Annotated in this window: 25 protein-coding genes; 10 read left to right on the top strand and 15 right to left on the bottom strand. The window is 43.2% G+C overall.

What is annotated here, in order from left to right; translation table 11 throughout:
- Positions 1-268: 268 nt before the first annotated feature.
- A complete protein-coding gene (locus tag BGP76_RS01445; protein WP_073119925.1) occupies positions 269-607 on the top strand; it encodes a helix-turn-helix transcriptional regulator in 339 nt (112 codons plus the stop codon).
- Between the two features lie 56 nt (positions 608-663).
- On the opposite strand, the gene BGP76_RS01440 is transcribed toward BGP76_RS01445, so the two are convergent.
- The 5 genes from BGP76_RS01440 to BGP76_RS01420 form a co-directional block, all read right to left on the bottom strand.
- A complete protein-coding gene (locus BGP76_RS01440; protein ID WP_119843351.1) occupies positions 664-1,467 on the bottom strand; it encodes a PhzF family phenazine biosynthesis protein in 804 nt (267 codons plus the stop codon).
- A gap of 78 nt (positions 1,468-1,545) precedes the next feature.
- Complete coding sequence (locus tag BGP76_RS01435; RefSeq protein WP_073119931.1) at positions 1,546-2,106, bottom strand: nuclear transport factor 2 family protein; 561 nt, start codon at positions 2,104-2,106, stop codon at positions 1,546-1,548.
- Positions 2,107-2,224: 118 nt separating this feature from the next.
- On the bottom strand, positions 2,225-2,704 hold the full coding sequence (locus tag BGP76_RS01430) for a hypothetical protein (RefSeq protein ID WP_147407343.1): 480 nt from the start codon (positions 2,702-2,704) through the stop codon (positions 2,225-2,227).
- A 4-nt stretch (positions 2,705-2,708) separates the two neighbouring features.
- Positions 2,709-4,562 carry a hypothetical protein gene (locus BGP76_RS01425; protein ID WP_119843349.1) on the bottom strand — a complete coding sequence of 618 codons (1,854 nt, stop codon included), beginning with the start codon at positions 4,560-4,562 and terminating at the stop codon, positions 2,709-2,711.
- A 125-nt stretch (positions 4,563-4,687) separates the two neighbouring features.
- A complete protein-coding gene (locus BGP76_RS01420; RefSeq protein WP_119843348.1) occupies positions 4,688-6,931 on the bottom strand; it encodes a Tex family protein in 2,244 nt (747 codons plus the stop codon).
- Between the two features lie 128 nt (positions 6,932-7,059).
- On the opposite strand from BGP76_RS01420, the gene BGP76_RS01415 reads away from it, so the two are divergent.
- Both BGP76_RS01415 and BGP76_RS01410 read left to right on the top strand, forming a co-directional pair.
- Complete coding sequence (locus BGP76_RS01415) at positions 7,060-7,644, top strand: TlpA disulfide reductase family protein (protein WP_221409834.1); 585 nt, start codon at positions 7,060-7,062, stop codon at positions 7,642-7,644.
- A gap of 18 nt (positions 7,645-7,662) precedes the next feature.
- Positions 7,663-8,034, top strand: a complete 372-nt coding sequence (locus BGP76_RS01410; RefSeq protein WP_073119945.1) for a hypothetical protein — start codon at positions 7,663-7,665, stop codon at positions 8,032-8,034.
- Here the strand turns inward: BGP76_RS01410 and BGP76_RS01405 are convergent.
- A complete protein-coding gene (locus tag BGP76_RS01405) occupies positions 8,031-8,648 on the bottom strand; it encodes a T9SS type A sorting domain-containing protein (RefSeq protein ID WP_158583993.1) in 618 nt (205 codons plus the stop codon). The genes BGP76_RS01410 and BGP76_RS01405 overlap by 4 nt on opposite strands.
- A gap of 182 nt (positions 8,649-8,830) precedes the next feature.
- Positions 8,831-10,003 carry a T9SS type A sorting domain-containing protein gene (locus BGP76_RS01400; RefSeq protein ID WP_119843346.1) on the bottom strand — a complete coding sequence of 391 codons (1,173 nt, stop codon included), beginning with the start codon at positions 10,001-10,003 and terminating at the stop codon, positions 8,831-8,833.
- Between the two features lie 165 nt (positions 10,004-10,168).
- Here BGP76_RS01400 and BGP76_RS01395 point away from each other — a divergent pair, with 165 nt between their 5' ends.
- The 3 genes from BGP76_RS01395 (at position 10,169) to BGP76_RS01385 (ending at position 12,214) form a co-directional block, all read left to right on the top strand.
- A complete protein-coding gene (locus tag BGP76_RS01395) occupies positions 10,169-10,768 on the top strand; it encodes a TetR/AcrR family transcriptional regulator (RefSeq protein ID WP_119843345.1) in 600 nt (199 codons plus the stop codon).
- Between the two features lie 38 nt (positions 10,769-10,806).
- Positions 10,807-11,655, top strand: coding sequence for an alpha/beta fold hydrolase (locus BGP76_RS01390; RefSeq protein WP_119843344.1), 849 nt, complete (start codon positions 10,807-10,809; stop codon positions 11,653-11,655).
- 115 nt (positions 11,656-11,770) lie between these two features.
- Positions 11,771-12,214 (top strand): hypothetical protein, encoded by a 444-nt coding sequence (locus tag BGP76_RS01385; protein WP_119843343.1) that lies wholly within the window; start codon positions 11,771-11,773, stop codon positions 12,212-12,214.
- 68 nt (positions 12,215-12,282) lie between these two features.
- On the opposite strand, the gene BGP76_RS01380 is transcribed toward BGP76_RS01385, so the two are convergent.
- The 6 genes from BGP76_RS01380 to BGP76_RS01355 all read right to left on the bottom strand — a co-directional run bounded on the left by BGP76_RS01380 (position 12,283) and on the right by BGP76_RS01355 (position 16,180).
- Entirely contained in the window at positions 12,283-12,504 is a 222-nt protein-coding gene (locus BGP76_RS01380; protein WP_073119963.1) for a hypothetical protein, read from the bottom strand.
- Between the two features lie 96 nt (positions 12,505-12,600).
- Entirely contained in the window at positions 12,601-12,927 is a 327-nt protein-coding gene (gene trxA, locus BGP76_RS01375; protein WP_073119969.1) for a thioredoxin, read from the bottom strand.
- 139 nt (positions 12,928-13,066) lie between these two features.
- A complete protein-coding gene (locus tag BGP76_RS01370) occupies positions 13,067-13,645 on the bottom strand; it encodes a toxin-antitoxin system YwqK family antitoxin (protein ID WP_158583991.1) in 579 nt (192 codons plus the stop codon).
- 180 nt (positions 13,646-13,825) lie between these two features.
- On the bottom strand, positions 13,826-14,680 hold the full coding sequence (locus tag BGP76_RS01365) for a biotin-dependent carboxyltransferase family protein (RefSeq protein WP_073119977.1): 855 nt from the start codon (positions 14,678-14,680) through the stop codon (positions 13,826-13,828).
- A complete protein-coding gene (gene pxpB, locus BGP76_RS01360; protein ID WP_158583989.1) occupies positions 14,670-15,386 on the bottom strand; it encodes a 5-oxoprolinase subunit PxpB in 717 nt (238 codons plus the stop codon). The genes BGP76_RS01365 and pxpB overlap by 11 nt, the downstream gene beginning before the upstream one ends.
- Entirely contained in the window at positions 15,386-16,180 is a 795-nt protein-coding gene (locus BGP76_RS01355) for a 5-oxoprolinase subunit PxpA (protein ID WP_119843340.1), read from the bottom strand. Before BGP76_RS01355 ends, pxpB begins: the two co-directional genes overlap by 1 nt.
- Before the next feature lie 131 nt (positions 16,181-16,311).
- Here BGP76_RS01355 and BGP76_RS01350 point away from each other — a divergent pair, with 131 nt between their 5' ends.
- Entirely contained in the window at positions 16,312-18,246 is a 1,935-nt protein-coding gene (locus tag BGP76_RS01350; RefSeq protein WP_119843339.1) for a cyclic nucleotide-binding domain-containing protein, read from the top strand.
- 502 nt (positions 18,247-18,748) lie between these two features.
- Here the strand turns inward: BGP76_RS01350 and BGP76_RS01345 are convergent.
- Together BGP76_RS01345 and BGP76_RS01340 are read right to left on the bottom strand one after the other, a co-directional pair.
- A complete protein-coding gene (locus BGP76_RS01345; RefSeq protein ID WP_073119994.1) occupies positions 18,749-19,117 on the bottom strand; it encodes a hypothetical protein in 369 nt (122 codons plus the stop codon).
- Between the two features lie 317 nt (positions 19,118-19,434).
- Complete coding sequence (locus BGP76_RS01340) at positions 19,435-20,136, bottom strand: porin family protein (RefSeq protein WP_119843338.1); 702 nt, start codon at positions 20,134-20,136, stop codon at positions 19,435-19,437.
- A 158-nt stretch (positions 20,137-20,294) separates the two neighbouring features.
- Between BGP76_RS01340 and queD the strand changes: the two genes are divergently transcribed.
- From queD to BGP76_RS01325, 3 genes are read left to right on the top strand one after another with little or no spacing between them, the layout of a single operon-like run.
- Complete coding sequence (queD, locus tag BGP76_RS01335) at positions 20,295-20,651, top strand: 6-carboxytetrahydropterin synthase QueD (protein ID WP_119843337.1); 357 nt, start codon at positions 20,295-20,297, stop codon at positions 20,649-20,651.
- A 2-nt stretch (positions 20,652-20,653) separates the two neighbouring features.
- Positions 20,654-21,895, top strand: coding sequence for a peptidase U32 family protein (locus BGP76_RS01330; RefSeq protein ID WP_073120006.1), 1,242 nt, complete (start codon positions 20,654-20,656; stop codon positions 21,893-21,895).
- A gap of 5 nt (positions 21,896-21,900) precedes the next feature.
- On the top strand, positions 21,901-22,128 hold the full coding sequence (locus BGP76_RS01325) for a ferredoxin (protein ID WP_073120010.1): 228 nt from the start codon (positions 21,901-21,903) through the stop codon (positions 22,126-22,128).
- The last annotated feature ends 17 nt before the right edge of the window (positions 22,129-22,145 follow it).

Genomic DNA, 22,145 nt, shown 5'->3' with positions numbered 1-22,145 from the left:
ATTGAGAAATGAAGTATTTATATTGAACTACATATAAATACATATCAAATAGAGATATACATTATTCCAATATGAATAGATACATTCAAACTACAGATATTTCCTATTACAGAATGAAGTCTTCATATTGAAAAATAGATGCTTCTATAGAAAAAATGAATGTTTAATATTAAACACACTACTATTACTATTGAAAAAAAATAGGCCCTCACTAAAAAAAATTGACAGGTTTTTCATACCTTTTGGTGAGAATCAAACCAACCTTAGGATGTTAAAACTGAACATTGATTATCTCACACGTCTACGCGGCATCAGTAAAAATTTTACCTACCTCACCAAACTAGGACTGAGCTACAACATATCCCAGCGACTGTCCACTGGCAATGTCAAAAGTATCAACCTCGGTCATCTGGAAAAAATCTGCCTTGATCTACGGTGTACGCCCAACGACCTACTAGAATGGCACGCTGACCAATCGGTCAGCTCCGATCACCCGCTGCACACACTCGTCCGTGACCCTCGACTATTAGAAAGTCTAGAAAAAATCCAAAACCTCCCACTCGACAAATTCAAACGTCTGAATGACCTCATAGATAACTTGGAATAGAGACTAAGGTAAGAATTCTCGATTGTACCCAGGGTGGTGACACTAAGCTAGACTGGCTACAGCAATAACTCCCCTGTATGTACGATGACGGCATTGCTTGTGATCTCTAACGTGGTATCGCTAGTCACTTTGAGCTGCATATATCCTCCGCGAGCCGAGGCTTGATATGCCCTCATATCTGTCTTACCGAGCTTATCACTCCAGTATTTCGCTAGGATGGTATGCGCAGCACCCGTCACGGGATCCTCCTCACCTCCAGCCCATGGCCAAAAGAATCGAGAGTAAAAATCATAGTCCTCATCCTCTGACTGAGCCGTCACGATCACCCCATTGATCCCCGTGTAGCTTTTGAGTAAAGCCACAAAATCAGGCGTAAGCCCCTTGAGACGGTCTACGCCTTCTATCTCTAGTAGTAGCATAGCGGGATTGTCACATCGCCTGACTGCTACTACCTCCTCTAAACCTAAGGCCGCTAACATCTCATCGGGTGTATCGGCTGTCACTGTATCGTACAGTGGAAACTTCATCATGATCTCATGACCAACCTTATAACAGGTCAAGTCCAAGCCTGATGCGGTCCGAAAAGTCACTTCGTCCATCTGCTTGGTACTAAACATCACCTTGGCAGCCGACAAAGTCGCATGACCACAAAGAGGAATCTCTTTGATCGGTGAGAAATACCGGATAGCATAATACCCTTCGTTCTTGACCAAATAAGCCGTCTCTGACAGATTAAACTCCTGTGCAATACGCTGCATCAACGCATCGGACAACTCATCCTTGAGCAAACAGATCGCCGCAGGATTCCCTGTAAAAGGCTGATCCGTAAAGGCATCTAGTGTAAAGGTTTTGATTTTCATATAAAGAATTTAGAAGTGATTTTACTAGAAATACCCTTAGTAGGGTATAATTTATGCACCATCGCAGCGAATAGGTCTCTATTTTTCTTCCAACACACCCTTGGTGTTTTCTTCCAGTTCTAATTGTGCCTCTTTGGCACGAGCTACATCCACAGGGTCTGCGAATATGTACCCGAGCTGGTTGTACATATCTCCTTCGTCATAGATCATAATGCCCTTGGCGATCTGATTACCTACTACTAGATAGGACACACTCATCAGTAAGGTCACTGGCGGTCCGTCAAAATTCTTAAATTCGATCTGAGCCAAAGACCATTCACTGATCCAATCGCCGTATTTGACCTGAGACGGGATGGCAACTCCTGATATCTGCTGATGTCTAAACCGAATACTTTCGATGGTTTTGCCAGTATTGGCTTTCCAATTGGCGAGCAGTTGATCTTTGTAGACCGTATCACCTACAGAAGGCCCTACCATATAAAAATCCGCGTGCAGTAACGAGTCCATCGCGTCATAGTCCATATCCTCTAGCGCCTGAACATAGCTGCTGACGGTATCAATATTGGTATTTCGGATTTTGTTCGGGCCACAAGAGATCCAAAGTAAACTCGATGCAAATAATAGGAATGAAGTTTTCATGCTGTATCCAAGGTTCGTTGATGATAAATACAAGCCTAAAAATAGAGCATTTCGGACGACAATTCAGTACAACTGGGGATGGAAAATCACAGGTCTTCTTTGGCAAAAGCCCCACTAACTATTCGAAGCTGTATTCTTCTACAATCTCCACTCCATCTACTGTATAGGCCAGTGTCATGTAGTCTGCGGTCAGGTTACGTACCGCTATTCTATTGATATCTAGCAACTCCTCCTTTTCGATGACTATCTCATCTTCAAACTGACCATGGATATCCTCTGCCAGCGAATAGCGAGCCTTGTATACAATAGAAGGTTTTTGACCATCCGAACATATAGAAGCCCTGTGCTGGACATACAGGCTATCCACTGTCTTACTCTTACCTATCAAGAATACAAGCGTATTTCGATCCTGACACTCCTCTACATCAATAGCCTGTCCGTCTTCCGTTCGTGCAGTACGCAACCATTCTTTTTCCACATCTGCTGACAAAAGCCTGTTGGCTTGTATCGCACTATAGTGGCTCTCTATATCCTTTTCGCAAGAACACAAAACGCTTCCCAAAAGAAGCGCTTTGACTATTGATTTTATGTTACGCATGTTCTTATCTAACGTTGCCCAATCGGTCTATGACGACATAGGGAGAGTCACTACCTGCATAGGTCTCTAACTCCTCCTCTGTCACGAAATAAATAATGGTCTCTTTCACGATATCATTCATTTTGATAGAGACTGGTTTCTTAGGTGCATTGATCGGGTTGATCCAGTTGTTCTTTCCTGCCATGTCATACGATACAGCTATCATATTGTTCTGACCTGACTCTGCTAGGCTAAAGACATAGGCTGATACTGACCCCTCTTGAGATTTAAAAAACTCTCCAAAAACCAGTAGGTTCGTTTTGTCTACCTTGAATTTGCTAAGGCTGAAAGTATTCTTCCACTCAATCGTGCGTGACTTATTTACTTTGGCAAAGAACCCTTTAGATTCGCTACCCTTCATCTCCAAACCTATCACGAAGATATTGGCCGAATCATCCCTATGAGTCGCGATAGAGTAATAGTCACTGAGGTATCTTGGTGCCTCTCCGTCACTATTGGTCACGAGGTAGATAGAGTCAGCACCATCCGTGCTCACAGCCCATTGACTTCTCTTCAAAGCCTCTTCATTTTTTTCTTCCCACTTGCTACGGGACTTATCGACAAAGCCTTCCATCTTCTGACGAAGCTTAATCAACCCAAAATCCCCGCCGTATTCTCCTTCTACTAATGCTGGATACTTGTTCGTCCCTTCAGTAATAAAAGGCTCTACCAATGTCTTGGCGTTTGCTTCAATATTGTCAATAATACTCAACAGGCTATCGGTGATTGTCACTTGGTAGTCTACATCCTCCATATCTTCGATACGAGGGTTCTGCATAGGCTTAGTGATGAAATCATAAGTATTCAATTTGATCTGAATCTCAAACAGCGTCTCGGGTAGTGGCTCGTCTTCGAGCTCTTTCATCTCTTTGAGCAACTTAGGATCGATCTCCAAAGTCAGCTCTTCGAATTTAACTGTTGCAAGACCGTCCATAGACTCGTATTCTGCTTTTAGTTTCATATCAAAAGCCACCAAACCTTCCTTCATCGGCAGTACGTCTCTTTCTATTTTGCTATATGCTAACTCTGCCCATGCACCATAATCCCAGGCTCTAACATCATTGGCAAAGAAGTCGATCTCTTCCATACCATCTGTCCCAAACTCACGTATTCTTCTAAATTCTAACTCAGGGCTGTAACCTTTCACTCCCGTCAAACTCACAATAGTCCTCAGGTCATTGAATTTTTCTCTGATATCCAAGGTGTAATCCATCATCTTCTGTAGCGTCTCCAACTGCTCCTGTTGCGACATGAGATAAAACTTAGCCTCAGTTTCATGCTTCTTTACAAAACCGGTGTAAGCGTCGTAGCAAAAAGTATAGTCCCTATTCATGGCAAACAAGCTGGCATATATCTGTCCAGCATGGTCCACTATACTTTTCATAGCCTTGATCTTATTTTCAATATCCAACTGTACGTCAGAGAGTTTAATCCCGAACTCTCCGCTTCTCAAATCTCTGCGATAATAAGCTTGGTAATAGTCGTCGTTCTTTCGGAGTTCCTTGTCATCTACTAGCACCTGAGCCTTCAGCAGGTAAACCAAAGCAGAATCAGCAGATTCCATGATCGCAGTAGAGTCCTCCACCAAGTGATAGTTACCCACCAACTGCTCATAGTATAGCGCCATCTGCAAGTTGGCATTGGCATCATCAGCATTCTTGCTATCAGAAAGATAGGTCTTCAACATCGGGATGGCCGTGTCGTAGCTTTTGGCCTCCAACATCGGAAACAAATCCTTATACTTGATCTTCTGTGCTTGTACCAGCTGAGCAGAAATCAGACATATTATCAACAGGGCTGGCTTTAAAAAATTAGGCATATTATGTGATTTTCCTTTATTCATTATTCAACAAATAACAATGGTTTAGAACTTCTATTGCTCTTAAAACCATGAAATTATGGCTTTTCGTCTGAAAAACCATAGAATACTACACCAACGAAGGATTAGCCATTAAATTTCCCTTTCAACAGTGCCAATTTTGACTGCAGATCTCCTTCAGGCTCATTTTGTTTGGCTTGCTTCCTTTCGTTGCGTTTGGCTGGCGCCTTACCAAATGGGTCAGATTTTAAGGATAGAGATATTCGCTTTTGAGCGGCATTGATCTCTGTCACTGTCACTTGGAGTTGCTGTTGTAGTTTCACGACTTTGGACGGGTCGCTCACAAAACTATCCGATAAGTGACTCACATGTACCAATCCATCCTGATGCACTCCGATATCTACAAATGCACCAAACTTCGTAATGTTGGTCACGATGCCTGGCAGCTTCATCCCTACTTTCAAGTCACTGATTTCGTTGACCCCCTCTTGGAAGGAAAACACTTCATATTCCTCTCTCGGGTCACGACCTGGCTTAGCGAGTTCGTTCATGATATCTTCGAGAGTAGGTAGCCCCACTTCATCAGACACATAGCTTTTGGGATCAATCTTAGCACGTAGACTAGCATCAGCCACCAGACTCTCCACAGAACTGTTAAGATCACCAGCCATTTGTTTGACCAACTTGTAGCGTTCAGGGTGTACTGCGCTACGATCCAGTATGTTTTCCCCATCACGAATTCTCAAAAAACCAGCTGCTTGTTCGAATGCCTTTTCACCCATCCTAGCCACGTCCTTCAGTTCCTTTCTGGTCTTGAATGGGCCATTGGCTTCCCTGTGTTTCACGATATTTTCGGCCAACTGCGGCCCTAAGCCTGACACGTAAGTCAGCAACTGCTTGCTCGCAGTATTGAGTTCTACGCCTACACCGTTCACACAGCTTTCTACTACATCATCGAGTGTCCCTTTCAGCGCATTTTGATCTACATCGTGCTGATACTGACCTACACCTATAGATTTAGCATCAATCTTGACCAGCTCTGCCAATGGATCCATCATCCTACGCCCGATCGATACCGCTCCTCTCACGGTCACATCCTGATCCGGGAACTCATCTCTAGCTACCTCCGACGCAGAATAGATAGATGCGCCACTCTCGTTGACCATCGCAACGATGATCTTAGCATCCAAACCAAGCCCTCTCACGAAACTCTCAGTCTCACGACTCGCAGTACCGTTACCTATAGCGATAGCTTCTATATTGTGGCGTTCGACCATGAGCTTAATCAACGCACCAGACTCCATCGTGCGGTTTTGTGGTGCATTCGGATAGATGGCTTCAAACTCCAGAAGTTTACCTTGTCTATCCAAACAAACCATCTTACAACCTGTTCTAAAACCTGGATCTAGTGCCATCACATTTTTCTGTCCCAAAGCAGGTGCGAGCAACAGCTGACGTAGGTTATCTGAAAACACAGCAATCGCCTCTGCATCAGCCTTTTTCTTAGACTCTACCCGCGACTCAGTCTCCATCGACGGCTTGAGCAGTCGCTTGTAGGCATCCTTTATCGCCAGTTCTACCTGCTGTGCACACCCGTTTTGACCCGTCAGCACTTTCTTCTCTATGGTATGCAGTGCAGCTCCCTCCTCTGGGCAGATATCCATGGCGAGAATCATCTCTTTCTCCCCACGTCTCATGGCTAGTAGCCTATGAGACGGTATATTCTTGAGCGGCTCGTCCCACTCAAAATAGTCCTTGTATTTTTGTCCCTCGACTTCTTTACCCTTCATCACGGTCGATTTCACGATCCCTTGTTCCATGAACAATTTACGAAGTGGAGCACGCACTTCACTATTCTCGTTGATCCACTCGGCGATAATGTCGCGTGCGCCTTGCAGTGCCGCTTCTATATCTTTAACATCCTTTTCTTCGCTGATATACTGCGCTGCGATTGTTTCTGGATCATCTAGTCCTTGCTTGAAAATCAACTGCGCCAATGGCTCCAATCCTCGCTCCTTGGCCATAGAACCTTTGGTCTTACGTTTAGGCTTGTATGGCAGGTAGATATCCTCTAGGATCGCCAAAGTCTGCGCGGCTTCTACCTTCTTCTTAAGTTCTGGTGTCAACTTACCCTGTTCATCGATCGACTTCAGAATAGCATCTCTTCTCTTGTCCAAGTCACGAATTTTTTGGATGCGATCTTTGATATCACCGATCTGCACCTCGTCTAGACTACCGGTCACTTCCTTTCGATATCTAGATATAAATGGAATCGTAGCACCCTCATCCAACAGTGAAACTACGGCGGCTACTTTATGACTAGGCAGGTTTAATTCTGATGCGACTATCGCGAGATGTTGTTGACTCATTGAGCTAATATGTTTATATCTATTCTTTATTTTGGGGGAGCCAAAAGTAATTTGTTCGGGGAATTATTTCTGCCTCCAAATTGTATTAATTACGAAATATTTATCCACAGTTAAATCTGAATCAAATTTTGAAAATCAAAAAACAAATCATCGAATGGGGCATCATCCTGAGTCTCTTTGGCGGGCTATATTATACAGGGTATTACAAAGAAGTCGCAGGTTTCATGCAACGCCTCATCCTAGAAACTCGTCTGCTACAGCCCGAACGAATCACCTCAGACCAGTTCGTCGCAGACTACCAATTCCAACTCTTGGACGAAAATGGACAAACGATTTCCTTCACGGAGTTCAAAGGACAAACCATTGTGCTTAACTTTTGGGCCACATGGTGCCCCCCCTGCATCGCCGAGATGCCAGATCTCAACAGTTTGTATAAGAAGACCAAAGAAGAAAACATTGCATTTGTTTTGATCAGTCTTGACGAGGATTTCGAAAAAGCCATTCAGTTCAAAAACAAAAAAGAGTATGACTTCCCTGTGTACTCGCTGGCTAGTCCTCGTCCTGCAGTATTCAAAAGCCAATCCATCCCGACGACTTTCGTCATATCACCAGAGGGACAGGTTATAGCCCAGCGGGTAGGAATGGCCAAGTATGACACAGATGATTTCAGAAAATGGCTCATCGAATCCTCTCAGACTGGCAAGACTCGATGAGTAGATTTATATTGTGCCATGATTGAAATGATACTACCAGCCCTAACTGCTCTCATTGGCACAGCTACTGGCGGCCTGATGACCTACCTGATCCAGAAAAAGCAATTCCAACACGAAATGGATAAGCTCCGGCTAGAGAACAAAACGGAGTTTATGGCAGAGGAAACGGTCAAGCATTTTTTGAGTCACAAAACCTATACAGATCGGTCATTTGATGTGATACAAAAACATCTCGGTGGGTTCGAAGATGATGAGCTTCGTAAAATACTAGTACGAGCAGGAGCTATACGCGATATCCGTGAGGATGGGTCTGAGTGGTGGCGCCTGCTATCACGCATGGACGAGTACATCACCAAAAAGCAGAAAAAGAAAGAAGCAGCTCAGTACTAATTCTTTCGTATTGAAATCATCTTTTGCCCCGACTTGGTATTCACTTTGAGGAAATAAACACCAGAATTGACACGGCTCAACTCCGACGAGAGCAGCATCTCTACCTCTTGGTTAGATCCTGGCACACCAGCCAAGAGTACTTCACCTCTCACATCCTGAAACTGATAATTTAGGATTCGTGCTCCACCGATATGCACTTGACCACCGGTGGGATTTGGATAGACCATCACTTCATCCCCTTCTAGTGCAATTGCTAAAACAGATGGTGTATAGCCCACATTGCCCTCTGTATCAATGAAGCGTAAGCGGTATCGACTGTCCAAATGATGATACTTCAGTTTGTAATATTGGGTCTCGTTAGATTCTATATAGAGCACTTCGACCAATTGAAACTGGGCATCTTCTGCGGTTTTGATTTCTATCTCGATGGTTATGACCCCAGTCCCACTAGATCGCCAGCTGAGATAGTCTCCATCAGGCTTCTTGACAATTTTGAGATCGGACACCCCTGGCGGAGTATAGTATACAGCCTCATAAGGAGCGGCATGCATCTCTGGGATAGCAACATGCATGATACACGCATAGACTGCTAGGCTCATTAAAATCTTCTTCATAGCTGTTGTTTTCATATGATCTAACGATCCCATACTTGGGTCATCAAAGCACAATGAATTACAAAATTGTTGCCAATCCCAATCCAAAACCCTAAAGGAATTGCTTAAAAAACAGATTAAGAAAATCGGCAACCAATGAGTTATTCAGCAATAAACGCGTCTAACACATATTGGTTACCCGGCTACTCTTTGATAAGAATGAGAGACTTATGACTATGTGATAGTTGTACAGACAAGATGTACTTTCCCGAATGAGCTGTTGTCAAAAACGCTGATAGTTCTGCATCAAAGTGCGACGTGTCTACCCAGCTGCCAGTGCTCACTTGCTGCCCCTTCATATCAAAAAGCTGATACGCTACCACATCACCTCCAGATGACTGAATAGCCCCACGAGTAGGATTCGGGTATATTATAAAATCATCAGCCCCCTCTCCATTCACTACAATAACTGGACTGTACTCATACTGCCCATCATAGTCTAGTTGTTTTAGCCTGTAATACACCTTTCCAGCTCCTAAAGGCACTTCATAAACATATCTATGCACTTCGTTGGTAGTACCATAACCATCGACAAATGTCATGGATTCAAACACTCCACCCTCTGTCTTTTTCATTTGGATCTCAAAACCTGAATTATTTAGTTCCGATGCAGTTTCCCAAACCAGTAGACACGCTTTCCCTTTCATTTCGAACTTAAAATAAGTCAATTCTACTGGCAGAGGCTGACCGCTTTGTGTATCTACTACTCCCCAGTCAATTTCCTCACCGTCATAAGTAACAGAACCTCCATTACCTACATAGCCACCATCAGCTACCACTATTCCCCCTTCTTCTATATCCATCGTAGAGCCTGTTTCGGAGATAAATTGCCCTTCGACATCCAAAGTCCCCGTCCCTTCTACGGTCATGTTACCATTTTCTTCATTGACAAAATCGCCCCCAACGGTAATCATTCCAGCGTTTGTATCATCCTCTGGTGAGATCCACAAAAAGAAGTCTCCCCCATTATTGAAATCGTCTGTTACATGGAGTGCTCCATCTTCAGCGACAATCACGGCACCTTCTAAACCAACGTCAAAATTTCCATTGACAGTTAACGTTCCATTGACTGTAATACTTCCATCAACAGAAAGATTCCCATTGATCACCATGTCTCCATTTACAATCAAATCTCCAGAGACGGTAAGATTATCTGTATAGGAGCAATTATCAACTGCTGCATCTTCGCCATTCAAATGGAGTCCAAAAAAGTTCACAACATCTGGACAATCGGCAAAAACAACAGATGGACTTACGACCATCAGTACTATGAAAATTAGCCTGATCAATAACGAATTGCTATTAGTGTTTTTCATATCTAGTATAATCAATGAAAGAGTTGTAGAAAGGAATGGTAAACTCACTCCACTTTGCTTTGTAAAAGTGGAAAAATGAAAAAAAATGAAAAATAGAGTTTACACCTAATTTTCATTTTAAGTACTAAGCCATACCGTTCGGTATAATTTTATTACTATTGTAAAATGATAGCTTCCAAAGCCGCCAAGACATCTCAGTTCATTATAGAAACTGTCGCCCCGTATTTCAACAAACACGGGTATATAGGAACTAGCCTATCCGACATTACCAAAGCAACTGGCCTCACCAAAGGAGCGATCTACGGCAACTTCCAAAACAAAGAAGATCTAGCCATCAAGGCCTTTAATTACACAGTCAAAACGAGACTATGGCCAGTCATAGAAGCCATCGAACAAGCAGCCTCGGGTCTTGACAAGCTCCGAGCAGTGACTAACTTCTACCGACACTACTACGATCACGTATCAGACTATGGAGGCTGTCCTGTACTGAATGTAGGAGTCGACTCCATGAACCAACACAGTGCACTGAATCAGCGTGTACTATCTGTCATTGGGAAAATGACCCAAGGAATCGTCGAAATCATACAGCAAGCACAAGACGAAGGTTCAGTCCGACAAAATATAGATCCTCAAGCCTATGCGGAGATGATATACGCACAGATCCAAGGCAGTATTTTCTTATCCATTCTATCCAAATCCAATCAAAACATGCAAATGATGATGGATCACATTGATGATATGATAGACAAAGAATTAAAAACTTAAAAAAATTTGAATAAAAATATACCAAATGGTATTTAATCATGAAGAAAATCATACAAATCTACTTTCAGTTTATTTCCATACTCTCTCCCAGTTGGGCTGCTCGACAGGCTTTCAGTATGTTTCAGATTCCGATGAACAAAAAAATTCGCCAAAAGGAGCTACCCTTTTTCGAAACGTCTCATGGCTTTAAAGTTCCTTGGCATCTAGAGAAGATACAATGCTATGAGCTCGGCCCAAAAGACGGCTCCTTGATATTCTGCGTACATGGATGGGAATCCAACGCTGCATGCTTCTCTGCCATCGCACATCGACTAGCAGACAATGGTCATCGTGTCATTCTATTCAATCTACCTGCTCATGGATTCTCCAAATTGAAACGTGCCAACCTCAAAATTTGTGCAGAGGCTTTTTTGGCGGTGATCGCTTACATGAACCCGAAAGAGCCATTTTCGGTAGTTGCCCACTCCTTTGGCTCAGCTGTAAGTAGCTACGCGCTTTCCAAAACAACCTATACTGTTGATCACCTGATATTCCTGACCACTCCTGATCAGATACGAGAGGTATTTCAGGAGTTCGCTGATTTCGTTCGTCTCAGTCAGGCAGCATTTCTCAAGACACTAGCCATCGCAGAGGAGCTACTAGACGAATCTATTGATCAAGTCCGTGTGTCAACAATAGGCAAAAAACTTAACTACCAAAACCTGCTGATCATACACGATACCAAAGACAAAGTCATCTCCATAGAAAAAGCCCAGACCGTACAACAGCATTGGAAAAAATCCCGCCTTATCGAAATAGAAGGAACGGGACACTACCGTATGCTCTGGAATCCTGAGGTGATCCAAAAGGTAAGTGAACAAATAGGCGTATTGGCGTCTAGTGTTTGACTTCTAGCTGACAATCCATTAAAGTAGATCGGTCATAGAAATAATTTCATAAACCCACCCACAATACCTACCCTCACAAATGGTTATATTGTAGTGTGTATAAAAATGTTATGTTATGAAAAAATGTATGTTAATTATCCTAGGTCTGGTCACTGCTGTGACTGCCATGGCTCAAGATTTGTCCCCTTATAAGGCGTATCAAATCAAGCAAAATGTAAAAGTAGAAATTCTAGAAATCAAACGTGTTGAAAAATACGGGTGGGACAATCTAGAAGTAAAGTACCGCCTCACTAATGAATCCAACTATGACTTACAGAAAGTAGACTTTTTGGTTCATTTACTGGATGAGAATGACAAAGAGATCGGATCGATAGAGCTATTTGCTTTTAAGGTTCCGAAGAGCTCCAGCAAAAAGTACAAAAGTGTAGATACCCTCTCGCCATATGTTAATGCTGAAATCGCCAATCAATTGGTAGAAACAAAGCAGCTTGATGTTTTGATGGATAATCAAGAATCTATGGTATCCATCAAATCTAGTCAAGATTTGAATTTAAAATAGTTTACCCAATAGCAAAAATGGGGATCAGAACTTTCGCTCTGATCCCCATTTTTGTATCCAACAGGTTCTTATTTTTTACTTATGATCTTCCACACGCCAATGACAGCTGCCACAGCTCCTACAAACAACGTGATATAATACGCGTTCGAACTCATCGTGTAAGAATCTCCTACTATGCCCCTTTTAATTATTTCACCCATTCCGTCATTTGGTGAGTGCGTCATAGCCCAATAGACCAAGAAGGCACCAATCACAATGTAGATCAAACCGAGTTTCATGTAGTTTTTCATATAGCTATTTTTCCAAAAAGATACAGAAAGTATATATAAAGAAAAACCCTGACCACTTACATGATCAGGGTTTCACATCTATTTTCTAGTATCAAATTAAGCGATCTGTGCATCTAGCTTACCTGACAATACGCTCTTTGGTACTGCTCCTACTTGCTTGTCTACTACTTCACCGTTTTTGAACACCAACAGCGTTGGGATGCTTCTCACGCCAAACTTAGCAGACACTTCAGGGTTAGCATCTACGTCTACTTTCCCTACTACTGCTTTTCCTTCATAATCACCAGCTAATTCTTCGACTACTGGCCCGATCATCTTACATGGTCCACACCACTCTGCCCAAAAGTCCACTAATACTGGCTGATCCGATTGTAAAACTTCGTTGAAGTTGCTGTCAGTAATTTCTATTGCTTTGTTACCCATGATTATAAATATTTAAATAAATTCTTTGTTTTCTGTCCTTCCGAAACGCAAATATAAGGCAAATTGTTCATCGTCATTTATCATTTTTTCGAATGAGCCCATAGATAAAACCAATAACCTAATCATTGGTGTAACTACTCTAGTTTTTGATCAACTCCCCGTTTTCATATTCATACTCAATGGTTACGTTTCCATCTTGATCAAACCACTTGGCAGTACCATGAATTTTACCCGCTTTATAGGTGCTTTGCTCCATAACCTTACCATTCGTGTAATACTTGATCTTTTGTCCCTCTAGTTGATCCATGGCGTAGTAGCGCGTCTCTGCTTTTTTACCACGCTGGTACGAGGTATGTTCACCATCTAGATACCCATTGACATAATTGGCCATCAGTGTCAATTCTCCTCGGTTATCAAGTTCAAGGTGCGCACCATGCTTGATCCCATTCACATAAGATGTGATCGTTTTGGGCATCCCATTGCTATGATAAACCGTCCATGAGCCATTACGATTACCCTGATAGTACTCGCCTTGTTCGTCGATTTTGTTACCAAAATTGACCGACACCCGAGATAATCCAGGGATGTCTTCATAATCGGTAATTTCGGCGTGTTCAGGCAAATCAGACAAGCTCAACACTGTCGAAGAGGTTCCTGCGTCACCACAAGAAAATGCGACCGCACTAAAAAAAAGCAGAATTACTAAGTATTGTTTCATATCTATACTGGAGTTAAAAAAATAAATTATCCTCGGAACAAGCCTAAGAGCTATTAACTTTCTCATCGGTCAATTAATTCACCTCAAGAGGCGAGAGATTAAACCAACAGACTACCGCTCTGCAAATAAAATTTGAAATTAAGAATTAGATCAGAAATAGACAATAGCAAACTGCCAAAATCACCCCTCTACGAAAATCAATTCATCTCCAGGTCGAAACTGTGCCAGTTTATCCATATCCTCATCTGCAATCACCGCCACACGAGGGTAGCCTCCTGTCGTCTGCGAATCTGCAGCCAATATAATAAACTGACCGCCACTCGTGAGCTGAATCACACCTGGAAACACCCCAGACGAAATCATATCAACCGATTGTTCGACTTGAATAGCAGACGTCAAAGTAATCCCCATACGATTGCTCTGGTTGGACACGCGATGTGCTCCCAGTACAAGGCAAGACCAATCTTCTCCGAGGCAATTCGCCTCTGGACCTGGCCATACACGAAGTACATTTTTATTCTCTCGGCTGACAAATGGCTCAATCATCTGATCACAGGGTAAATTAGTAGTCTTCACTACCAAGGCATCTCTCTTTCGTATCACTCCCCCCATAAAACCTACTGCTGGCAAAGGACTTACGCTCCCCATCCACTGAAGCACATCCCACTCACCACGAACAGCCAAGTACGTCCGGCATCCCTCTACCGCTTCGCCAAAACGAAGGACATCTCCATCACCAACCACAATCGTTTCATATCGTGAGACTGATACACCATTAAGCTCTGGAGACAGATCTCCTCCTGTCAGTGCCAGTTGTCCTGCTCCCTCGAAACGTATCTTTGGTCCAGACAGCGTAACCTCTAGCACGGGCGTATCGACTCGATTTCCTACCAACTGATTTGCCAACTGATAGGCAGCCCTATCCATTACTCCACCCACAGGAACTGCTTGATCCTGAAACCCGCTACGTCCCCCATCCTGAATCGTCGTATGGAGTCCAGAAGATTCGAAATGCATGATGAGTTTACCAGACATGAAGCGAGCGTTTGTCAAAATTTCCTGATTCAATATCCTTGTCGATCCGATAATAATCCTGTTTAGAAACAGGAAAAAACTGCACTTTATCCCCCGCCTGTAGCAAAGCACCCTGCATCTCTGCACCTGATTCGAACATTCGAATTGGTGTGCGACCGATCACTTGCCAGCCTCCTGGAGAGTCACAAGGATAAATCCCCGTCTGACGACCTGCCAAACCAACCGACCCCATTGGTACTATAGCACTAGGTTTAGCCTTTCGACCTACCGCTAACCGTTCATCCACCTGTCCCAGATAAGGAAACCCAGGCAAAAAACCTATCATATATGTATGATATACCGCTTGGGTATGAATAGTTATCAAATCCACCATCGATACGCCTGTCATCTCCTCAACAGCCTCCCCGTCCAGTGCGAAACCCGCCTCATAACATACTGGAATCCTAAACAATTTTCCCAGATCAGGAAACATCTCATCTTGATTCCCCATCGACCTGACGATACGTGTTAGCTCTTCGAAGCTTATGGCTTTCGTATTGTATTGGATAGTCAGCGAATGGTAGGCAAGCGTGTAAGATTCTACTCCCACTATTTTCTGATCTAGCAGATAGTGATATAAAACATGCACTTGACGATTGACAGCCTCATCGATCTGAGGCTTCATCTCAATCAGCATCGCTCGATCTCCATATCGTTTGATCTTCATCACTTCCATTTTTTTATTTCTATCCCATGCAGGCTCATCCACCTATGAATGGCCACCAATGTTTCATGTGCTTTAGGATTGTCTCCATGAATACAATATGTATCCGCTTCGACTTTCACTACTCCCCCCTCCTTTGTCCTCACTAGCCTCTGAGTCAAGAGCAACATGAGTTGCTCAACTGCTTGCATCGGATCCTCAATCACTGCACCAGACTCACCTCTACTCACCAAACTACCATCATCTTGATACCTCCTATCCAAAAAAGCCTCCCGAATAAAACCAATTTTGTATTCCTTAGATAGTGAGGCGATCACACTTCCTGACAAGCCCATGACTGATAGTTGATCATCCATCTCACTTACCGCCTCTAAAACAGCATGAGCTACAGACTCCTCTTTAGCCGCATGATTGTACAGTGCGCCATGAGGCTTCACATAAGCAAGGTGCCCCCCTTTGCTATGCACCAACCCTTGCATAGCACCTATCTGATATTTGATTGTTGATTTCAATGCTGTTGTTTCCATATTCATGAAAACCCTCCCGAAATTTTCTCGATCAGGATAAGAAGGATGTGCACCGATGCGCACCTGATGAGTCAAAGCCATATCCACTGTTCGTTCTATAACCATAGGATCACCACCATGAAAACCACAGGCTATATTCGCCGAACTCACCAGTGGCATCAATAGCTGGTCGTCTCCTACTATCATATCACCAAAACTCTCTCCCATATCAGAGTTGATATCCAAAATATTTTGTGCATTTTGTACGTTGGTACTGGATTCGATAGTCATATTTTTGACGTTATTGAATTAGTACGATATAAAGAGCTTTTATCATTATTAAATGATGAATTCTCTGACAGATAAACACAATATTGAAGTTTATTCAATAAAATTGCACCTTTAAATCAATCTCCTTCGAATTGTTCAATTTCTATAAAAAATCATCCACCAAGAATCTAGAGAGTGTCTTCGCAAAAGCGGAAAAATTCACCTATAACAAAGGGGAGCTCCTCGCTGTTCAATTCGAAAAGACACACTACTACTTCATGCTACAAGAAGGTGAAGTAAGTGTTTTTTCAACCATGGGTGGTGACCACAAAAAAAGAATAGAACTAGGTCGCTACTCCGCACTCAACTCACCACTTGGGCTGGACGTCATCAACGAACCCTACCGCTATGACTCCTCTATAGAGGCCGTTTCTGACAAGGTAACTGTACTGCGTTGGAATCAAAAGACATTAAACGCCTTTCTCGACAAAAACATCGATCTGGCTATGCTCTTCTATGAGCACATCAATACCAATGCCCTGAGCCTAATCAAAGAATCCAGCTATCTGTTCGCCAATACAGCGATGATCACCAAAAACAATGATACGACACAAAAAGCCTCTAAAGGCTATGATTCGCCATTGGGTTTTGATGAAGATGAGATGGTGGTATTCTTATTACAATCTCCATTTTTCGAGGTATTCGAAGAAGAGGACCTGCGGGCACTGTCCAAACACATCTCTAGAAAGCAATACAAAGTCGGTAAGATTATTGACCTCCAAGATGAGGTCAGCAAGGGGATCAACATCCTGCGCGTCGGAGACATCCGATTCTCTCGATTCAACGGCGAAGGGGACGAACGCTACAAAGTATCTCTGCGAGCTATCTCAACTCCTGGCTACCTATTGGGGCCATCAGGATTCTTAGGTGCAGAGAATGTCATGACTACAAGAGCCAAAAAAGACTCGGTCATCCTTCACTTGCCTTACGACGCACTCAAAAACCAAAGCAAAAAACGACCTGAATTTGGACTCAAGCTGCAAAAACGAGTTTCTTGGCTACTCAACAATCAACTGCGTGGACTCAGAGCAAGACTCATTTCTGCACAATTCAACGAAGAGGTGACTGTCTCTACCAACTTGATCGAAAGCAACAGAGCCAGTCTAGCACTAAGTTCACCACTACACAAAGTACCCCACTTACTCAGCTTCAAACACACCATACCTGATGGCCTGAGTATACTCCATCATGTAGAGCTAAATGGCGGTGGAATCGAAAAAAACATCGCTTCGTTGTGCCTAGATAACTTGCATGATACCCAGCGAGAGGTCAACTTCTATGAAAACCTACAAGACATCTACAATACTGTAATCTCTGCACCAGCGATCATGATGGCTGACAAAGTCCACAAAGAATGTATTAAACTTTCTAAGACTACCTTTGACCAAGTCGCTACCTATGTCAAAGGCAAAGAGAACATTCCAGAGACGCCAGGTAACCTGTTCGTGTACAATCACCTACTGAACCCGCCATATTACGCGCTACCAAATCAGTTTCAGATCAATCTAGACTGTCACTTTTTGAGTACCATAGTAGCGGACGCCTACAATGAAGAGGTCGTCATGAAAATTGTCCGAAGCGGACGCGAAATTGAGCATGGTCACCAGAGCTACTACGAGCGACTTGGCTATATCAATGCCTACTCCGAAGAATCAGAAAACAGCGATAGTTTTGAGAAAAACGAAAGGGTTTCCGATCAAATCGAAGAATTCTTAACTGAGTTTAACAATGTGATCATCGGACCTGAAAACACCTCCTACACGACCGACCAGTCTCCAGGTGTATTCAATGCAGACGTATTCGAACGTATTCTAGAAATGGAGCGCGAACCACTCATCGTGCCAGTCGTCATGGCCAACTTTGACCAACGCATCCGCAACAACAAGTTTGCCTGTGAAATCAAGGAGCCCTTTCTCCTCAGTGAAAAAATGAAGGAGATGAATATCGACAATGTCAAATCCTTCCTTGTCAACTACCGAAAAGAGTTTAAAACCTACGTCAAAGCACTCCAAGAAGAAGCAAGCTAACCCTCTCTCATGAAAACTGTCAAATAACAGCTTTACAAATAGGATAAAAAACCTATTGGCTTGTTATTGACCATAGTAATCCGAAATGGGTCCTTCTATCTTTGTTATGTAGGGTTTTGAAAGAAGCCTTACAGAATGACAATTTGCTTGAATAGCGATTGAAAACGCAACTTCCGAGTTGCTGTTTAACCAACGCCTTTCAAAATAGCATTTCTGTGTATTTGATGTTTTCAAGTCTATAGGCCCTACCGATTGTCGGACGGTAGGGTCCTTTTTCTCTCTTTCATTACAGCAACATTACTAGTCACTTCACAATCGTGAACTATCCAATCAATCCATATTTCTGAAGAGGAAGTTATGATTACTTCGTTATTCAAAATTCATTGTTCGAGATTCACTATTATTCTTGGCCAAAAACATTTCCATACATCCTATACGTTTGAGTGAATGGAATACCGAATACGCAATATCGAATATTATCCCCAGAAATACCGACTGATTCTCAATCCTCTGGGTAGGGGATAAAAACGAAATTGGTAAACTCCTGATCGATCACAAAAAGACAGCAAAATTCATCTGGATTCTTATACGCCTCCTTGAAAACATCTATGCGATCAGCCTCGACCACTTCTCGCTGCACAAACTCATCCAAGAAAGACGCAGAGTAGTTCCATACATTCTCTAGCTCCTTTGCTTTGATCAATACTTGACCAATAGACACTTCCTGCTTGCTAATTGGAAATATTGGGTATTCAGAAAAGCCTCTATCTCTAATCTGATAAGAAGCCTCCTTTAGATTTTCACTAACCTTGACAAAATCCTCGGTAATCGTCCCGAGATACTTACCATTCAATTCTGGATCGTTATTCATTTCACTTCCTTGATTAAATCTAGAGAATGTGATGATTGGCCTTAAAGCTCACTTTTGCCACCTCACACCTCTAATTAGATTCCTTTTTCAGACGCAAAGAACGAACAAAAGGATGTGAAAACACATCGAATTAAAAAGGAATTTCTTTTCTAAATCATTACTATAATGTTTGACACGGCTAGCCTGATTAGCAACCATCAGATAGAAATCGAGTAGTACGACCCGAAAAATCAAGCTCCGAAGACTAAGAGAACAACAAAATTCAACTTTTAAGTATTTATTCAAAAATGAATAAGCCCATAAACATCTCTAGAGAATCACTTCTTACCCTTACTCACACCGATAGGAATTGTCAAATAAAAGTACCAGGCACGATTGTAATATCCAGAGTCGTCACCACCTGACCGTACATCTACGAGACCATAGTAGTAGTTTAGTCCAAAGTTCATGCTTTTTTCCTCTCGCAAGGAAAACCCAATCCCCGCCGTAGCACCTGCATCTAATTTTTTAAAACCTGAGGCTATGTCATAATCGATCGTACCTTCATACTGACTAGACGAAACTTTGAATTCATCGATCGCCGATCGTAATAACCCTACCTGTGGGCCAGCATTGAAATAGATATGATTCTTTAGGCGATAGCGCAGCATCAATGGCAATTGGATATAAGCCAACTGACGATTGACCGATCCTTTGGATAACACCGCGTCCATATCAGGATCACCGACTGGGTAAGACGCCAGTCCCTTCCCTCCCATCTTAGCCAACATCAGACAAGACGGCGCAAACGACCAAGCATTCTTCATTTTGATATCAAAATAAAAGCCGAGATTAAATGTTGGCAGATTAGCATCATGCGCTACACCATCCATCTGGGACAAAGTCACCCCAGTCGTCAGCCCAAACTCCAACTTATCCGAGTTCAGTTTATCCCCCAGCAGCAAGGAAATTAAGACTTGCCCATGAGACACAGTCTGTATCATGAGTAGACAAGAGAGCAAGAAAAATAGCCTTTTCATAAGTTCAGATTTAAGATTTCTTCCCTAAAACTACTTTTTTTAGAGGCGAAAAGCATCTCTAGACATTTTTGTTTATTGCATTCTCTATTTAGCTGCTTTACAATGCATTGAAAATAAGCTACCTTCGCGGAATCATTTATTCATAGCAATACAGCAACATGGTCATCTTCAAGAAGTTCGCATTTGATTCCGCCCATTTCTTGCCCAATGTTCCTGAGGGACACAAGTGCAAGAACATACACGGTCATACCTATCATCTAACGGTATTTCTGGAGGGGGATTTGGACGAGGATTTTCAGTGGGTGATGGACTTCAAAGACCTCAAAGATGTCGTCAAGCCTGTCATAGACAAATTGGATCACAACATGATCAACGATATTCCAGGATTGGAAAATCCGACAGCTGAGCGCATAACCGTATGGATTTGGGATCAAATCAAACCACACTTGCCATTATTGAGTAAATTGGAACTGAACGAAACACCGACCAGTGGAGTGGTCTACGAGGGAAAATAACTATGAGTACACAGCAGCACGATATCGAAATCATGGCACCAGCAGGCTCTTACGAGTCACTGATGGCAGCCATCAAAGGAGGCGCTAATTCTATCTACTTTGGCGTAGAGCAGCTCAACATGCGCGCACGCTCATCCAACAATTTCACCCTTGAGGATCTCAAAAAAATCGCCAACATCTGTGACGAGAACGGGCTCAAGTCCTACATCACGATGAATACGGTGATGTACGATCATGACATGAACCTCATGCGATCGATCGTCGATGCAGCCAAAGAAAGCGGCATCTCAGCCATCATCGCGGCAGACCACTCGGTCATGAACTACGCCAAGAAAATAGGCTTCCCTATACATATCTCTACACAAGCCAACATCTCCAACATCGAGACCGTCGAATTTTACTCCGTCTATGCCGATGTGATGGTCATGGCTCGTGAGCTCAGCCTCATGCAGGTCGCAGACATCACCCGTGAGATCAAAAAAAGAGACATCCGTGGCCCCAAAGGCGAGCTCGTACGTATCGAAGTATTCGCGCATGGCGCACTATGTATGGCCGTATCGGGCAAGTGCTACCTCAGCTTACACTCAGACTTCTCCTCGGCCAACAGAGGAGCCTGCGTACAAAACTGTCGCAGAGAGTACACCGTCAAAGACGACAGAGGCAACGAGCTTAAAATCGACAATGAGTACATCATGAGTGCCGCTGATCTATGTACGATCGACTTCATGGACAAAGTCGTCGAAGCAGGCGTCTCCGTCTTTAAGATCGAAGGTAGAGGTCGTGCTGCAGACTACGTCTACACCACCACCAAATGCTACCGCGACGCAGGTGACGCAATCAATGAGGGTACGTATACCCCAGAGAAGTTTACGCAGTGGAAACTAGATCTAGAGAAAGTCTACAATCGCGGGTTCTGGGATGGCTACTACCTCGGTAGAAAAATGGGCGAATGGAGTGAAGTCCACGGTTCGAAAGCTACGACCAAAAAGATATTGCTTGGTAAAGGTGTCAAATACTTCAGCAAACTCGGTGTAGGCGAATTTCAGATGGAAACACATACCCTAGAAAGTGGCGATGACATCATGATCACAGGCCCTACTACAGGTATCGTCACCACCAAGGTAGGTGAAATGAGAGTGGCCAACCAGCCTGTCAGTCAGGTCAAAAAAGGTGACAACTTTTCAATTGCAATTGAAGAAACCATACGAGCCTCGGACAAATTGTACAAAATCATTCCTGCCTAAGTCCTATGTTCAAAATCATCCACTACCGTGACAAATGCATCGGATGCTACGCCTGTGTGGAGATCGCTCCAGACCGCTGGCGCATCTCCAAAAAGGATGGGCGATGCACACTAGTGGGATCTAAAATCAAAAAAGGCATCTACCAAGTGGATGCCTTTGACGAGGAACTCGAGGACAACAAACGAGCAGCAGCCAGCTGTCCCGTCAACATCATCAAAATCAACGGAAAATAAGTCGTATCTACCAAGTG

Source organism: Reichenbachiella sp. MSK19-1 (assembly GCF_003590315.1).
Taxonomy (GTDB): Bacteria; Bacteroidota; Bacteroidia; order Cytophagales; family Cyclobacteriaceae; genus Reichenbachiella; species Reichenbachiella agariperforans.
The sequence above is the reverse complement of the archived record's forward strand: the minus strand, read 5'-3'. Positions and strand labels throughout refer to the sequence as shown.

Coding starts and splice junctions, on each gene's coding strand:
- BGP76_RS01445 (WP_073119925.1), top strand. CDS start 269: ATGTTAAAACTGAACATTGATTATCTCACACGTCTACGCGGCATCAGT.
- BGP76_RS01440 (WP_119843351.1), bottom strand. CDS start 1,467: ATGAAAATCAAAACCTTTACACTAGATGCCTTTACGGATCAGCCTTTT.
- BGP76_RS01435 (WP_073119931.1), bottom strand. CDS start 2,106: ATGAAAACTTCATTCCTATTATTTGCATCGAGTTTACTTTGGATCTCT.
- BGP76_RS01430 (WP_147407343.1), bottom strand. CDS start 2,704: ATGCGTAACATAAAATCAATAGTCAAAGCGCTTCTTTTGGGAAGCGTT.
- BGP76_RS01425 (WP_119843349.1), bottom strand. CDS start 4,562: ATGCCTAATTTTTTAAAGCCAGCCCTGTTGATAATATGTCTGATTTCT.
- BGP76_RS01420 (WP_119843348.1), bottom strand. CDS start 6,931: ATGAGTCAACAACATCTCGCGATAGTCGCATCAGAATTAAACCTGCCT.
- BGP76_RS01410 (WP_073119945.1), top strand. CDS start 7,663: ATGATTGAAATGATACTACCAGCCCTAACTGCTCTCATTGGCACAGCT.
- BGP76_RS01405 (WP_158583993.1), bottom strand. CDS start 8,648: ATGAAGAAGATTTTAATGAGCCTAGCAGTCTATGCGTGTATCATGCAT.
- BGP76_RS01400 (WP_119843346.1), bottom strand. CDS start 10,003: ATGAAAAACACTAATAGCAATTCGTTATTGATCAGGCTAATTTTCATA.
- BGP76_RS01395 (WP_119843345.1), top strand. CDS start 10,169: ATGATAGCTTCCAAAGCCGCCAAGACATCTCAGTTCATTATAGAAACT.
- BGP76_RS01390 (WP_119843344.1), top strand. CDS start 10,807: ATGAAGAAAATCATACAAATCTACTTTCAGTTTATTTCCATACTCTCT.
- BGP76_RS01385 (WP_119843343.1), top strand. CDS start 11,771: ATGAAAAAATGTATGTTAATTATCCTAGGTCTGGTCACTGCTGTGACT.
- BGP76_RS01380 (WP_073119963.1), bottom strand. CDS start 12,504: ATGAAAAACTACATGAAACTCGGTTTGATCTACATTGTGATTGGTGCC.
- trxA (WP_073119969.1), bottom strand. CDS start 12,927: ATGGGTAACAAAGCAATAGAAATTACTGACAGCAACTTCAACGAAGTT.
- BGP76_RS01370 (WP_158583991.1), bottom strand. CDS start 13,645: ATGAAACAATACTTAGTAATTCTGCTTTTTTTTAGTGCGGTCGCATTT.
- BGP76_RS01365 (WP_073119977.1), bottom strand. CDS start 14,680: ATGTCTGGTAAACTCATCATGCATTTCGAATCTTCTGGACTCCATACG.
- pxpB (WP_158583989.1), bottom strand. CDS start 15,386: ATGAAGATCAAACGATATGGAGATCGAGCGATGCTGATTGAGATGAAG.
- BGP76_RS01355 (WP_119843340.1), bottom strand. CDS start 16,180: ATGACTATCGAATCCAGTACCAACGTACAAAATGCACAAAATATTTTG.
- BGP76_RS01345 (WP_073119994.1), bottom strand. CDS start 19,117: ATGAATAACGATCCAGAATTGAATGGTAAGTATCTCGGGACGATTACC.
- BGP76_RS01340 (WP_119843338.1), bottom strand. CDS start 20,136: ATGAAAAGGCTATTTTTCTTGCTCTCTTGTCTACTCATGATACAGACT.
- queD (WP_119843337.1), top strand. CDS start 20,295: ATGGTCATCTTCAAGAAGTTCGCATTTGATTCCGCCCATTTCTTGCCC.
- BGP76_RS01330 (WP_073120006.1), top strand. CDS start 20,654: ATGAGTACACAGCAGCACGATATCGAAATCATGGCACCAGCAGGCTCT.
- BGP76_RS01325 (WP_073120010.1), top strand. CDS start 21,901: ATGTTCAAAATCATCCACTACCGTGACAAATGCATCGGATGCTACGCC.